The sequence below is a fragment of the Methylobacterium mesophilicum genome (genome assembly GCF_036441335.1).
In the GTDB taxonomy this organism is placed as follows: domain Bacteria; phylum Pseudomonadota; class Alphaproteobacteria; order Rhizobiales; family Beijerinckiaceae; genus Methylobacterium; species Methylobacterium mesophilicum_B.
This window is the reverse complement of record NZ_MLBW01000034.1, coordinates 637,246-650,490: the sequence shown is the minus strand read 5'-3', so window position 1 is coordinate 650,490 and position 13,245 is coordinate 637,246. Positions and strand designations below refer to the sequence as shown.

At 73.4% G+C, this 13,245-nt stretch carries 16 protein-coding genes and 1 pseudogene; 15 read left to right on the top strand and 2 right to left on the bottom strand.

From position 1 onward, the window contains the following. Window positions 1-684: 684 nt before the first annotated feature. Together MMR14E_RS23775 and MMR14E_RS23770 are read left to right on the top strand one after the other, a co-directional pair. Window positions 685-942, top strand: a complete 258-nt coding sequence (locus MMR14E_RS23775; RefSeq protein WP_331317689.1) for a hypothetical protein — start codon at window positions 685-687, stop codon at window positions 940-942. 281 nt (window positions 943-1,223) lie between these two features. Further along, on the top strand, window positions 1,224-3,317 hold the full coding sequence (locus tag MMR14E_RS23770) for a caspase family protein (protein WP_331317687.1): 2,094 nt from the start codon (window positions 1,224-1,226) through the stop codon (window positions 3,315-3,317). Here the strand turns inward: MMR14E_RS23770 and MMR14E_RS23765 are convergent. After that, window positions 3,233-4,072: a hypothetical protein gene (locus MMR14E_RS23765; RefSeq protein ID WP_331317686.1), complete on the bottom strand. Its 840-nt coding sequence runs from the start codon at window positions 4,070-4,072 to the stop codon at window positions 3,233-3,235. The genes MMR14E_RS23770 and MMR14E_RS23765 overlap by 85 nt on opposite strands. Before the next feature lie 133 nt (window positions 4,073-4,205). Between MMR14E_RS23765 and MMR14E_RS23760 the strand changes: the two genes are divergently transcribed. The 11 genes and pseudogenes from MMR14E_RS23760 to MMR14E_RS23710 all read left to right on the top strand — a co-directional run bounded on the left by MMR14E_RS23760 (window position 4,206) and on the right by MMR14E_RS23710 (window position 11,723). Continuing rightward, window positions 4,206-4,688: a hypothetical protein gene (locus MMR14E_RS23760; protein WP_331317684.1), complete on the top strand. Its 483-nt coding sequence runs from the start codon at window positions 4,206-4,208 to the stop codon at window positions 4,686-4,688. Window positions 4,689-4,768: 80 nt separating this feature from the next. After that, entirely contained in the window at window positions 4,769-5,755 is a 987-nt protein-coding gene (locus MMR14E_RS23755; protein ID WP_331317683.1) for a serine protease, read from the top strand. A 171-nt stretch (window positions 5,756-5,926) separates the two neighbouring features. Beyond that, window positions 5,927-6,187 (top strand): annotated as a pseudogene (locus tag MMR14E_RS23750) (hypothetical protein); the annotation flags it as partial. A gap of 152 nt (window positions 6,188-6,339) precedes the next feature. Beyond that, window positions 6,340-7,149, top strand: a complete 810-nt coding sequence (locus tag MMR14E_RS23745) for an OmpA family protein (protein ID WP_331317681.1) — start codon at window positions 6,340-6,342, stop codon at window positions 7,147-7,149. Window positions 7,150-7,193: 44 nt separating this feature from the next. Further along, the gene (locus MMR14E_RS23740) at window positions 7,194-8,033 is read left to right on the top strand and encodes a hypothetical protein (protein WP_331317679.1); all 840 of its coding nucleotides are present in this window, start codon (window positions 7,194-7,196) and stop codon (window positions 8,031-8,033) included. Beyond that, window positions 7,984-8,145 carry a hypothetical protein gene (locus MMR14E_RS23735; RefSeq protein ID WP_331317677.1) on the top strand — a complete coding sequence of 54 codons (162 nt, stop codon included), beginning with the start codon at window positions 7,984-7,986 and terminating at the stop codon, window positions 8,143-8,145. Before MMR14E_RS23740 ends, MMR14E_RS23735 begins: the two co-directional genes overlap by 50 nt. 44 nt (window positions 8,146-8,189) lie before the next feature. Continuing rightward, window positions 8,190-9,197 (top strand): hypothetical protein, encoded by a 1,008-nt coding sequence (locus MMR14E_RS23730; protein ID WP_331317675.1) that lies wholly within the window; start codon window positions 8,190-8,192, stop codon window positions 9,195-9,197. A 33-nt stretch (window positions 9,198-9,230) separates the two neighbouring features. Next, on the top strand, window positions 9,231-9,956 hold the full coding sequence (locus MMR14E_RS23725; protein WP_331317673.1) for a hypothetical protein: 726 nt from the start codon (window positions 9,231-9,233) through the stop codon (window positions 9,954-9,956). A gap of 50 nt (window positions 9,957-10,006) precedes the next feature. Continuing rightward, on the top strand, window positions 10,007-10,324 hold the full coding sequence (locus MMR14E_RS23720) for a hypothetical protein (protein WP_331317671.1): 318 nt from the start codon (window positions 10,007-10,009) through the stop codon (window positions 10,322-10,324). Next, a complete protein-coding gene (locus MMR14E_RS23715; protein ID WP_331317670.1) occupies window positions 10,321-11,136 on the top strand; it encodes a hypothetical protein in 816 nt (271 codons plus the stop codon). Before MMR14E_RS23720 ends, MMR14E_RS23715 begins: the two co-directional genes overlap by 4 nt. After that, a complete protein-coding gene (locus MMR14E_RS23710) occupies window positions 11,133-11,723 on the top strand; it encodes a hypothetical protein (protein ID WP_331317669.1) in 591 nt (196 codons plus the stop codon). Before MMR14E_RS23715 ends, MMR14E_RS23710 begins: the two co-directional genes overlap by 4 nt. Here the strand turns inward: MMR14E_RS23710 and MMR14E_RS23705 are convergent. Continuing rightward, window positions 11,707-11,958 (bottom strand): hypothetical protein, encoded by a 252-nt coding sequence (locus MMR14E_RS23705; RefSeq protein WP_331317667.1) that lies wholly within the window; start codon window positions 11,956-11,958, stop codon window positions 11,707-11,709. The two genes, MMR14E_RS23710 and MMR14E_RS23705, sit on opposite strands and share 17 nt — an antisense overlap. Window positions 11,959-12,262: 304 nt before the next feature. Here MMR14E_RS23705 and MMR14E_RS23700 point away from each other — a divergent pair, with 304 nt between their 5' ends. Both MMR14E_RS23700 and MMR14E_RS23695 read left to right on the top strand, forming a co-directional pair. After that, entirely contained in the window at window positions 12,263-12,472 is a 210-nt protein-coding gene (locus tag MMR14E_RS23700; RefSeq protein WP_331317666.1) for a hypothetical protein, read from the top strand. A 510-nt stretch (window positions 12,473-12,982) separates the two neighbouring features. Further along, a complete protein-coding gene (locus MMR14E_RS23695; protein WP_331317664.1) occupies window positions 12,983-13,207 on the top strand; it encodes a ribosome modulation factor in 225 nt (74 codons plus the stop codon). Window positions 13,208-13,245 lie beyond the last annotated feature (38 nt).

Genomic DNA, 13,245 nt, shown 5'->3' with positions numbered 1-13,245 from the left:
CCAATTGCCGCGATCCCGACGCGGAGGAGAGCGGAAGCCGTTAGACGGCACAGTCTCCGCGGGCGGACGGATGGGCGGGTCGACCGCGGAGGATCCTGGAACGCGTTGCGCATATCGGCTCCGGGGAGATCTGGCTTCCGCGGCGACACCGCGCGCGAACCGCGTCGGCACAGAGACACGGTCGACAGCGCGCGCAGCGTCGCGCAGGCGCAGAAAATCGAGGCCGGTCAGCCGCCGCCGGATGCCCGCCATCGGCCCGCACCCCGGCCGCGGCGGTGCCCGGCAGCGCCGCCGCGATCATGGTTTTGATGATCATGGCGCCTGACGAGAGCGACGATGCCGACAGGAACCGCCGGTCTTCGAGCAGAGACTCGAACATCGATCCACGATCTATCGATCGCGAATGGATCCCGGGTCAACCGGACGTCAGACAGAGTGCTACCGGTTCAGTCAGCCGGCGCGTATCCCGACGCGGATGGAGCTCCGGATTCCTCCGCGCTGGCCGTTCCGGCACGGGCGGATGTCACCGGCTCCGGACCCGCGCCGAGTGACCGATCCCGGTTCCGGCGCGCCGGTCGCGAGAAAATCTCCGCGGTCGACCGCGCGAGCCGCACGAAACCGCGTCTCGTCGGCCCATGCCCCCGTCGAGGCGGACGATGCGCCGCCCGACCAGGGAGAACAGACGTGACCCAGACGACGATCCTCGTGCTCGCCGCCAGCCTTCTCTGCGCCGCGGCCCCCGCCCTCGCCCAGGAGGAGCCGCCGCAGCGCGGAAACCAGGAATTCCTCGGCGTCGATCTCGACAATGGCGGCGTCTACTACAACGGCCGCAATTCCGGCCGCTACTGCGTCTACCGCACGGTCGAGGTTTACAATCGCTACACCGGCTACTTCGAGGCGCGGCGCGCTCGCCGCTGCGGCCGCGGTCTCTACCTGCCGTGAGGAGCGACAGCATGCTGACCGCGCTCTCGCCGCTCCACTTGGCCGCCCTCAGCCTGATCGTCGCGTATCTCGGCTGGGGCTGAGCTTCATCCCCGCTCGCAGCATCACCTGTGCCCGGCTGTCATCCGCGCGGCGCGATGAGGACTGACGGCGCCGGACGCTCTCGCCACGTGAGATTGTTTCCCGGTCTCCCAGCGGATAACCCTGTCGCGCGTGTCGACCGGGCGCGCCCCGCTTCGAGGACGACGAGACCGGGCCGCGACCCGGACAGGAGGACGCGCTTGTCGAGAGCCAACCCGGGATCCGCGCTGCGGCGGGCCGCCCGCACCGCGCTCATCCTGCTCGGGATGACCTGCCTCGCCCCTGTCGTGCCGGCACGAGCGAACCCCGATCCGGCCTCCTTCGCCGACAATGCCGACGCGGTCGCGGTGGTGATCGGCAACCGCAGCTACAAGCAGACGGTGCCGGTCGACTACGCTCACAACGACGCCGAGGCGATCCGCGCCTACCTGATCGAGCGCCTCGGCTACCGCGACGGCAACGTCTTCCTGCTGAAGGACGCGACGCTCAACGAGTTCAACCAAGTCTTCGGCACCGAGCGGAATCCGCAATCCGGCCGCCTCTGGCGCAGCGTGCGCGAGGGCCGCTCGAACGTCTTCGTCTACTATTCCGGCCACGGGGTCCCGGATCTCGCCACAAGGCAGCCGTTCCTGCTGCCCGAGGACGGCAACCCGAACCAGGGCGAGAGCGGGTACGCGCTGGAGACCCTGTACCGCAACCTCGAGCTCGTGAAGCGCAAGATCGGCGCCGACCACCAGCTCGTCGTGATGGTCGATGCCTGCTTCACCGGCGAGACCGGCCGCAAGGGCGAGAGCCTGCTGGCGGTGTCCGCACCCGGCTTCGCCCCCGCCCGGCCGAAGACGGAGGGCGGCATCGTCCGGCTGGTCGCGACATCGGGCGCGACACCGGCCAACTGGGACGAGGCGAACAAGCTCGGCCTGCTGACCAGCCGGTTCCTGATGGGCGTGTCGGGCCTCGCCGACGCCCGGGACCAGTACGGCGACGGCGACGGGCTCGTGCAGTGGACGGAGCTGAAGCGCTACCTCCGCCGCGAGGTGGAGGACGCCGCCCGCCGCGCGACGGGCCGCGAGCAGGTGCCCGAGATCGACGAGGCCCCGATCGTCCTCAAGGCCTCGCTGCCGGTTGCGGCCGTCTCGAAGGGCGTCGCGGCCATCCGGGACGAGGCGGCCTGGCGGCGGGCCGAAGCGCTCGGCACCCGGGAGGCCTTCGAGGCCTATATCGGCACCTGCGGCGAGACCTGCCTGTACCGGCCGCAGGCCATGGACAGGCTCCTGTCCGGACGTCGCCGGGACGCGGCGGCGATCGACCAGGAGAACTGGGCCAAGTTCGGCACCCAGCGACAGTATCAGGCCTACCTCGATACCTGCGGTGAGGTCTGCGCCTATCGCAGCCTCGCGGAAGGCTATCTCGGCGGCAAGAATCCGGGCGCCGATCCGCGCGTCAAGCGCTGCGACGAACTCGCCGCGGGCGCGGACGATCCCGACCGTCCGAGCGGGGTCGCGGGCGTGAAGCTCGGCCGGATCGAGCCGGCGGCCGCGATCGACGCCTGCCGCGGGGCCGCGGCCGCCTATCCGGACCTCCGCCGCCTCTCATACCAGCTCGGCCGCGCCTACGACCGGGCCGACCGCTACAAGGAGGCCTTCGCGGCCTACGAGCGCGCCGGCAAGGCCGGCAGCATCTCGGCGCTGAACAACCTCGCCGCCCTGTACGAGAACGGCCAGGGCGTGAAGCGCCAGCAGACCGAGGCGTTCCGCCTCTACCGGCAGGCGGGCGAAGGCGGGAACGTGGTGGCGCTCGCCAACGCAGCCCGGATGCTCGAATACGGCAACGGCATCCCGAAGGACGAGGCGCAGGCGGTCGCCCTGTACCGCCGCGCCGTGGCCGGAGGCGACGTCGCGTCGATCAGCAAGCTCGTGCCGCACTACGCGACGGGCGCGTACGGTTTCCCGAAGGACCTCCGCCAGGGCTTCGACCTCTTCCGGCAGGCGGCGGATCGCGGCGACCCGGTGGCCATGGCCACGATGGCGACGCTGATCGACAACGGCTTCGCGCGGTACTTCCCGGGCGTGCGCTCCAGCGACATGGTCATGCGTGCCCTCAAGCGCGGAGAACTCGGCGCCGCCTCGGTCTCGGCCACCGACACCGCCGCCCAGAAGCTGAAGCCCGAGACGATCCGCTCGGTGCAGCGCGCGATCAAGGACGCGGATTACTATTCCGGCGCCCTCGATGGCCGCTTCAACCCCGTCTTCGTCCGGGCCCTCGACCAGTACGCCCGGGCCAACGAGACCGAATGAGGCGCCTTCTCCTCGCCGCGCTGCTGCTCGCCCCGACGGCGCCGCGCGCCGATACCGCCGCGCAGGCGCTGACACCGTTCCTCGACGCCGTGACGGCCTGTGCCGGCCGGCCGGACCTGACGCTCGCGGTGGTCGGCGTCGAGCCCGGCCAGACGGCCCTGTCGCGCGAGCAGTCCGAGGAGGTCCGCCTCGCCGTCGAGACCCGGCTTCAGGCAAGCGGCCGGGTCAGGCTCGCGGCGGCAGCCGACGTGGTGCGGATCAAGGCCCTGCGCGAGGGCACGACGGGCCTCTCGGGCGCCGGGGCCGAGGCGCAGATCCGGTCCGCCTACACCGGAGACGCCGCCGTGTTCCTGGTCGAGCCCCGTCGGGCCGGCGAGACCGCCTCCGTCCGGCTCCAGGCCGTGACGCAGAGCGCCGCCTGCAAGGCGACGAGCGAACCTCTGGTTGTGCCGATCCATGTCGGAGCCGGCGTCGCCGACGTCGACGCCGTCATGGACAGCGCGGTGAAGTCTTTCGCGGAGGCGGCTCCGAACGCCGCGAGCATCGAGGTCTGCCCGTTCGTGGCGGAAGGCGGCCACTCGACCTGCGCCGGCGCCCTCACCGACCGCCTCGTCATCGCCCTCGACGCCGAGGCCCGTTCGGCCAACCGTGTGCTCCGCGGCGCGCGCCTCGACGTGCGCCGCCGGCCGGCCGGCACCGCCTGTGCCGGAGCCGTCACCGCCCGCGGCCGCTTCCGCACCGACCGCGACCGGCAATCCTGGATGGAGCTCGAATTCCAGCGCGACGGCGCTGTGCTGGCGCCGACGGGGCGCCGCCGCATCGCCACCGAGGGGCTGGGCTGCGATCCCGTCCCCCGCCCCTGCTCGCCCAGGCGACCGCGCCGTCGCGGTGGCCGGTCTCGCCGGTGTGCTCGCTCTCGGTGCCGCACGGCCCGGTCGCCTGGGCGAGCCGCGCCTCGACACGCCGGCCGATCCTGCCGCCGCTCCGGCCGAGACCGAAGCCCGGGCCGTGCCGCCGATCCACGTCTCGGAGCTGCGCGCCCCGGCGGGCTCGTCCTGCCGGCGCGTGGCCTTCGGGGCCGACCCGCCGGAGCGGCGTCCGGTGCCGGCGGGATCGGGCGATCACCTGCCCGCGAGCCGCCTCACGCCGGATCTGTGCGGGATCGCCGTCGGCGCGGATCCGGGCCTGCGCGTGCAGGTCGGGCGCGAACTGCGCGATGCCGCCCTCCCCGCGGTCCGGCTGGCGGACGGCGCGCTCGGCTATTTCCTGCGCGAGGGCGCGCGGCAGAACCTCGTCTACGCGGTCCAGGCCGTTCCTGAGGCCGGGTCCGCGGCGTCGGCCCGCCGTCTGGTGCACGCCTTGACGCGCTGATGGGAGCCCCGCGTGTCCCGGATGCCGTCGATCGCGCCCGCGCGCACGGGTCCGGGCCCCGGGCCGAGAGGAGGGAGAGGATGATCGCGATGCGCCGGAGAGGCCCCCGCCTGCTGGGAGCGGCCTGCGCGCTGATCGTGCTCGCCCGCGGCGACGCGGCGCGGGCGCAGAGCGTCGGCTTCGATCCCGCCGATTACGGCCGGGCGCAGCTGCCCCTGCGTCAGACGACCGGCGACGCGGCGGCCTATGTCGACCAGAACAAGGGCGCCTTCGAGCCGGTGAGCGAACTCGATCCGAAGGACGGCCTCGCCGCCCTCGCCCGGCCGATCGGCCGCGTCGACATCGTGCTCGAGAACGGCCGCACCGGGCAGCGGGTCGGAGCCTCCTGCACGGGGACGCTGCTGCCCGGCGACTACGTGCTGACCAACCACCATTGCCTGCCGCAATCGGGCGACCTCCGCCCCGTCAAGGCGTCGATCCTGATGGATTACCTGACTCTCGACGGGAAAGGCTCCCGCCGCTTCGAGATCGACCCGAAGCCCGTCGAGTTCGACGCCCGCCTCGACTTCGCCCTCGCCCGCGTGGCGGGCAATCCGACCGCGACCTACGGCGCCGCGCGGCTCTCGGGCGAGCCGGTGACGGCCAACCGATCGATGCTGGTCATCCACCATCCCCTCGGACGTCCGAAGGTGATGAGCCGCTTCCGCTGCTTCGCCGTGAAGGAGCAGACGGAGGGCCCGGACCTGCGCCACCGCTGCGACACCCTCGGCGGCTCGTCCGGGTCGCTGATGTTCGACGCCTCCGTCGCCGGCATCGCGCTCCACAAGGAGGGCGGCCTCGATCCGAAGGATCCGACGAGCTTCAACAGCGCGACACGGCTCTCGGCGATCCTCGGCCGGAGCCCGACCCTGGCGCGGATCGCGGCGGCCCAGGGCCGCCCGGTCGCCGCCGCGGATCCGGGCGCCGGGCCGGTCCCGCCAGCGCCCAGCCCGGCACCGCAGCCCAAGCCGGCGACCGACGGCCCCCTCGATCCGGCCGGGATGAACGCCATCCTGCGGGGCCGCTGAGCGCCGTCGCACGAATCGCGCGGCCCGGCGACGAAAACCGCTCTGGGTCGACCATGTCGGGGTAAGAGGGGCCGAAGCGATTCGTGCGACGGCGCTCAGCGGCNAATTCGGCTCTTAACTTGAGTTATTTCATCGGGACGGGATTCCCGATCTACATAGCTTTAAGTCCTTGATCGGGAGTTGCAGCGCTACTTCCCGAAGGCCCTGCGGGAACGCTTCCCGGACGCCGTCAAGGGTCACCGCCTGCGCCGCGAGATCATCGCCACGGCGCTCGCCAACATCATCGTCAATCGGGGCGGCCCATCTCTGGTGACGCGCCTCGTCGACGGCACCGGGGCGGACGCCGCGACCATCGCCAAGGCGTACGCGGTGACCCGCGACGCCTTCGGCCTGATGGAACTGAACCTCGCCATCGACGGCCTCGCCGGTCGGCCCCCTCGATCCGGCCGGGATGAACGCCATCCTGCGGGGCCGCTGAGCGCCGTCGCACGAATCGCGCGGCCCGGCGACGAAAACCGCTCTGGGTCGACCATGTCGGGGTAAGAGGGGCCGAAGCGAGGCCCGGGACACGAAGAGGGGAAGCGATGCGGACCCACGATCTGCCACGTGCCGCGCGGGTGCGCCTCCGCCGCTCCGGCCTGCTGCTCGCCGTCGGGCTCGCCCTGGCGCTGGTCGCGCCCGCCCGGGCGAACCCGCTCACCGAGGTGCCGGGTCCGCGCCCCGCACAGCCGGACGCGGCGGCTCCGCCGAGGGATCCGGCCGCGGAGCGGGCGGAGGCCGAGGAGGCGCGGACCGCGAATCCGAGCGCCACCGCGATCATCCGGTCGCTCGCGCCCTTCGCCGACAGGAATCCGGGACCGCCGGCCCGGCCGCTGGCAGTCACCCCCGACGACGGGGGCCCGGCTGTGCACGTCGTGCCCGCCCGGTCGGTCGATCTCACCGTGTTCTTCGCCTACGACAGCGCCCGCCTGACGCCGGAAGCCCGCATCCAGCTCGGACCGCTCGGCGAGGCCCTGCGCGCCCAACCCCTAACGGGCCACGCCTTCCTGATCGCCGGCCACACCGACGCCGCCGGCGGCCGCGCCTATAACCGCCGCCTCTCGCTGGCCCGGGCGCGCGCCGTGAGGGCGCACCTCGTCGAGGCCTACGGCATCGCTCCGGAGCGCCTGCGCGTCCACGGCTGGGGACCCGCGCGGCCGAAGGATCCCGACGCACCCCTGTCACGGGTGAACCGCAGGGTGGAGGTCAGCCTGATCGCGCCGGCCCGCAGCGGCGTCCTCCGCTTCGTCCTGCCGGTCGCGGAGCGCGTCTGCGGCGATCTGGTCGATCCGCGCCAGCGGGCCGACCTCGACGATTTCGGTGGGGCTCCGACGCCGCGTCCCTGCGCCGAATGAAGCCCCCGCTCGTCACCGACGCCCCGACGCCCAGGAGACCCGCCATGTCCCGGAGGATCCCGATGCCCCTCGTCCGCAACACGGCGTTCCGCGCCGCCTGCCTCACCGTCCTGGCGTTCGGGTCCGCCTACGCGGCACCGGCCCGGGCGCAGAGCAAACCCAACGTCGTCGTGATGGGCGAGGACGCCGACGAGGACGCGGTGCCGCGGGGCAACCGCATCTTCCAGCGTGTGATTCACGAGCTGTCCGAGACGATGAACCTGCGCGGCTACAACGTCTACGACGAGACCGCCGTCGCGATGGGCTTCACCCAGGCCAACCGGGTGCGCCGGCGGGATGCGGAGCTGATCGAGGTCGCCCGGGCAGTCCAGACCCCGCCCCTCGACGTGGTGGCGGTCTTCCAGATCTACGCGTCGGCGTCGAAATCCCCCTACTCGGACATCGTCAGGCCGGAGATCCGCATCCCCGGCCGCCTGCTCAACGTCCGCACCGGACAGTCGCTCGGGTCGTTCGAGGTGGCCGGGCTCCAGCTGCCGCCCCTGCCGCAGGGCTGCGACCGCGAGTGCCTGCTCGAGCGGGTCGGCGCCGAGGCGAAGACCGTGGGCGCCGATCTCGCGGCCGCGCTCACCGCGAAGCTCGACGGCGTCCGATGCCGGCGCCGCGCCACTCGACGCCGCGCCGGCCGGCGGAACCGTGGCAGCGGTGCCCGGGGGCGAGGGCTGCGGGGGTTTGCCCAGCGCCTACGTCGTCCGTCTGAGCGGCTTCTCGGCCCAGGAGGTCCAGGCGGCCGAGGAGTATATGGCGGCCTTCCGCTGCTACGAGCACCACCGACCGGTGCGCGCGAGCGGCGCCAGCACCGAGTACTGGTACGAGACCCGCTCTGACTCCGCCCGGCTCGGCCGGAACCTGCGGCTGATGCTGGAGCACATGAGCGCGCCGGGTCAGGTCCAGGTCTCGGGCAACACCTTCGTCATCAGCCGCGTGGCGACGCGGTAGCCGGACGCCCTCCCTTCCGACCCACCGTCATCAGGAGGTTGACCATGTCGGTTCGCGAGCGCCTGCACGGTGCCCTCTCCCGTCTCGGCCCCGAGCTGTCGGCGCGGCGCGTGATCCTGCTCGGCCTGGTCGTAGCACCGCTGGCGACCGCGGGCGCGAGCCTGGAGGCCCGGGCCGACCCGGTCTTTCCAGGCGCCGGCGCCCTCGGCCTCACGCCGCCGGCCGGGATGAGCGTGAGCCGGCGCTTCGCCGGCTTCGAGCATCCGGCCGGCGCGTCGATCATCCTGGTGGAGATGCCGCCGGAGGCCTGGGACCAGATCAACGGCCGGTTCACCCCCGAGGCGCTGGCCGCCACGGGTTTCCGGGTGAAGGGCGGGGTCGAGACGCTGCCGGTCGCGGGCGGCGAGGGCTTCGTCCTGCGCGGCACCCAGCCGGCCAACGGCCTCACCTACGCGAAATGGGTCGCCGTCGTGCGCGGCGCCCCCGGGACCGGGCTCGTCACCGTGCAGGTGCCCGAGAAGGCGGCCCGGCAGGTGCCCGCCGCGTCCGTCGAGGCGGCTCTCCGCACGATCGCGTTCCGGGCGAAGGCGAGCCTGACCGATCAGGTCGCGGCGCTGCCCTACACGGTCGGCGACATGGCGGGCTACCGGCCGGCCGCTGTCTTCGCGGGCAACAGCCTCCTCCTCACCGACGGACCCAAGGACGTCGATCCGGGGCGCGAGCAGCCGGTGATCGTCGTCGCGCCGTCGCTCGGCCAGGCGCCGGTCCCGGCGGGCGCGGAGGTCGCGGTCGCCCGTCGGCTGTTCGCGGCGCAGAAGGGCTTCGCCGACGTCAACGTCACGGACGAGGTGCGGTCCAGCCGCGGCGAGGCGGTCGTCGTGCGGCTGCGCGGCACCGGGACCGACACCGAGAGCGGACGCGCCCTCGGCGTGATGCAGACGATGGTGTTCGACGGCGCGCGCTACCTGCGGGTGCTGGGATTCGCCGATGCCGGACGCCCCGAAGCCCTGGACCGGGCCGAGCGCGTCGCCGCGTCAGTGTCGATGCGCTGACCGACCTCCGCACCCGCAACGAGAGCTTCCCCGATGCACCCGCCGCTTCTCGCCCCGCTGCTCCTCGTCTCCGCCCTCGTCCTGCTCGCCGGTCCGGCGCGCGCGGAGGAGAACGAGTGCCGGCGGTCCCCCTCGCTCGCGTCCGGCGCGCCGCCAACCTTCGGGCGCATCAGCGCGCCGGGGCGCACGGCCTTCGTCAAGGACGGGCTCGCCCGCGCCGGCTGCCCGGATCCGGGAGCCGCCTGCCGCGAGCGCGCCTACCTCGTGACCGCCGATCCCGTCATCCTCGGCGCGCGGCGCGGCGCCTATGTCTGCGCCCACTATCGGGGCGCGGGCGACGATATGGGCCGGACCGGCTGGCTCCCGGCCGAAGCCGTCGCTGACGAGCCCTCGGGTACGGTCGCGCCGGCGGATTGGCTCGGCACATGGACCCGAGCGGAGGCGCGCATCCGGATCACCCAGGCCGACAAGCCGGGGATGCTGACCTTCGGGGGCGACGCGACCTGGGGCGCCGGCGATCCGGAGCGGGCGCGCCGCGGCGGCGTCCATATCGGCGAGTTCGCCGGCACGGTCGCCCCGCAGGGCGCCGCGGCGAGCTTCGCCGTCGGCGAGGACGGGGCGCTGCCGGTCGAGTTCGGTGACGCTTCCGACTGCAAGGTCTGGCTGCGGCGGGTCGGTCCCTGGCTGGTCGTCGACGACAACCTCGCCTGCGGAGGCGTCAACGTCACCTTCCGCGGCCTCTACCGCCGCCAGCCATGAGCGGCGCGGCGAGACGCGGCCGCCCCGGCCCCGCGCAGGACTCCTCACCGATGGCCATCCGCACGATGGCGCGGCCGAGCCCGTCCCGGCGACGCCTGCGCGTCATCCTCATCCTGTTGCTGATCACGTGGCTGCCGGTCGTACCCTTCGCGCTCGGCCTCGCGCTGACGAACCTGACCGGCTGCACCGTCAACGAGGCGGGGACGCACCCCTGCCCGGTGGCCGGACACGATATCGGCGGCCTGCTCTACACGCTGACGATGACGGGCTGGCTGCTGATCCCGTTCCTGCCCTTCATGGCCCTGACACTGCTGCTCACCGTCCTGCACGGCCTGCTGATGATCCTTCGAGCGTGGTTGCGGCGATGATGCGGTTCACTCTCCGGCGCGCGGCCGCGCTGCTCGGCCTCGGCGTGGCAGCCGTCCCGTTGTCGAGCCTGGCGATCGCGATGACGGCGACCCCGGCACGGGCCCGGGCGACCGAGGTGGAGGGACCGGCCCTGCCCTACGCCTCGACGCCCGACCTGCGGGCCGTCACGGTGGCGCGGGCGGTGCGCGACCAGCGCGCCACGAACCCGATCGCCGCGGACGAGACGGCGCGGGAACTCGCCCGGCACGATTACGACAGCGTCTTCCGCGGCTTCCTCGACGGAACGCCGCTGCGGCCGGACGATGCGGGCGACGTGCTCACCGCCTTCATCGCTCTGCAATGGATGGTCGCCAACGATTCGACGGTCGAGCCGAGCCCGGCGGCCCTGCGGGCGATCCGGACCCGGTTCGTGGCGCCGATGGCGGACCGGCCGCCCCTGTCCCAGCCGGCCACGCGGGCGGCCTTCGCCGAGCAGGTCAAGCTGCGCGCCGTTCTCCACCATGCCGGCTGGCAGGCGGCCAAGCGGCTCGGCGTGCTGCCGCGCTTCCTGGCGGGCCTGTCCAACGAGTTCATCCCGGTCGCCACGCTGCGGAATTTGGCGCTGACCGAGGACGGGCTGGTGCCGAAGGGGCGGGCCGGACGCGCGGCCCCGAAGCCGCCTCCGGTGGCGGAGAGTCCGCCCCTGGCGGACGCGCGGCGACTCCCGCCGCCCCGGACGCGGCCGGTCCCCCGCGCCACGCCGCCAACTGGGATTCGGTCCAGGGCGTTTACTTCCGTTCGACCACCGGGTTCGGCGTCGGCGGTCTCATGACGATCGATTTCGAGCCGCTGATCTTCCTGCGCGACGGAACCTACTACGAGATCGCCGACGCCGCCCTGGAAGACGTGGACCTCGCCGCCGAGCGGGCGGCACGGCCCAAGCGGTTCGGGCGGTGGGCTGGCAAGGGCGCCGGCTTCGTCCTGACGGACGCGCGCGGCCGCGCGAACGACTACGCCCTCGGGGACGGCAGCTTCTTCCGGGCCTTTCCGGCCGGCTCCGGCGAGCGGGTGGCGCGGGCGTACCGGCGCCTGTCGGGCGGCGGCAACACCGCCCTGGGCGGCGACGTGGCGATCGCGGTCGAGAGCCGCTACGACTTCAACGCGGACGGGAGTTACGGCCGCGGCGGCTCGGTCGGCGCGACGAATTCCGGGGCGAGCACCGGCGTCGGCACGGCGATCGCCCGGCGGCGCGCGCCGGAGGGCGGGCGCTACGCCCTCGATCGCCACACGCTGACGCTGACCAGCGCGGACGGGCGCACCCGGCGCCTGTTCTTCGCCTACGGTGCCCGGAAAGATCCCCCGGAGATCGACCGCGACATGATCTTCGTGGGCGACGACGTCTTCAGCCCGGCGGACTGATCGGGGTCGCTGCGGCTCGCCGCGCGGCGGAGGCGCGGGTCTCCGGTTGCGGGCCGTCGGCGGCTTCGGGGGCGAGCAGACCGCCCCCGAACCGCGCCCAGTCCTCCAGCGTGCGTCCGCGGGCGACGTGCGGGCCGGGCTTGGCGGGATTCGGGGTCCGCTGCGCGCCCAGGCGCCCGTAACGCAGGTACCAGGATCGCGCCCGCTGCACCGGCCGTCCCAACGCCTTCCGCATGCCGTTCCCCTCTGGCGCGAGCGTGTGTGTCCACGGCCAAGCTAATCCAGGCGGGGCGCCCGGGCATGTCGGGCCGACCCTGACACGATCGCCGATCTCTCCGACTGCTGATCGACGCCGGGCAACACAGATGAGCGTGCGGGACAGCGGTCGGCGGTCTCCCGCCGTCCGCGCGTCCCGGGGAATGCGCGCTGGCCCGCGATGGCGGCCGGCATCGCCTTCCCGACAGACCGCGCCGCGCGGTCGGATCCGGCATCGGGTCCGGTCCGCACGGACGTCCCTCACCGTCTCTGGAGCTCCGTCCATGAAACGTCTCGCGATCGCCCTCGCGGCGCTGTCGAGCCTCGTCCTGTTCGCGCCGTCGAGCGAGGCCCGGCCCCACGGCCGCGGCTTCCATCATGGGCCCCACCATCTGGGCCACGGCGTCTCGCGGGGGCGGCGCCACGGCCTGCACCGCCATCGGCACCACCGTCTCCACCGGCATTACCGGCGGCACCCCGGCTACCGCGGGTAGCGCCGCGTCCAATCCCGTCCCGCCGGCTGCGGCGGCCGACCCTGGGCGTCTCGCCCCGGTGGCTGGGGCGGCTACCGCGGAATCGGGTTCGCGACCGGCACCGGGCTGGGCCTCGCGGCGGGCGCCCCTTCCGGTCCGGCTACGCGCCCGTCGGCTGAGGCTGCGCCTCCCAGACCGGCCCTGCGAACCGGGAGGCCGGGCCGTCGCGGCCTCCCATGCGGGCTCCCGGGCGGCGTCCAACGGCGCCCCCGGCGCGAGACTCTCGCGGATGACGCGCGGATCTGGCGCCCGTCTGCGCGGCATTCGGACGGATCGGCGCAGATTCCGCACGGTCCGGTGATGCCGGCGCACAATGGTCAACGGTTCATTTGTCTGACGGCGTGTCGGGATAAGCCCGACACGCGTCGGTGTGAGCGGCATCCCGGCTCGAAACAGCTTGCTTGGCCGTTCGAACTCGGCGCTTCTCACCCGGCGGGACATGCTCCCGAGCCGCCGGAGAGATCAGCGCCCATGCTCATGGACATCGTCAAACAGGGCGCCCGCGCGCGCGCCGTCGGTCGGCCCCGCGATGCCTGCCCCTACCCCGGCGAGTCCCGCGAGCGCCGGGCCTGGTACGAGGGCTACGACGGCTCCTCGTGGGCGGTCGCGGCGCGGATGCCGCACCCGGCCCGCATGCTGCCCGGCTCGCCGCTGTGCGACGCCACTGCCGCGTCCGATGCCGCCTCCCCGGCCTGACGGCGCGGCGACTTTCCCGTAGGAGAGCGGGGAGCTCA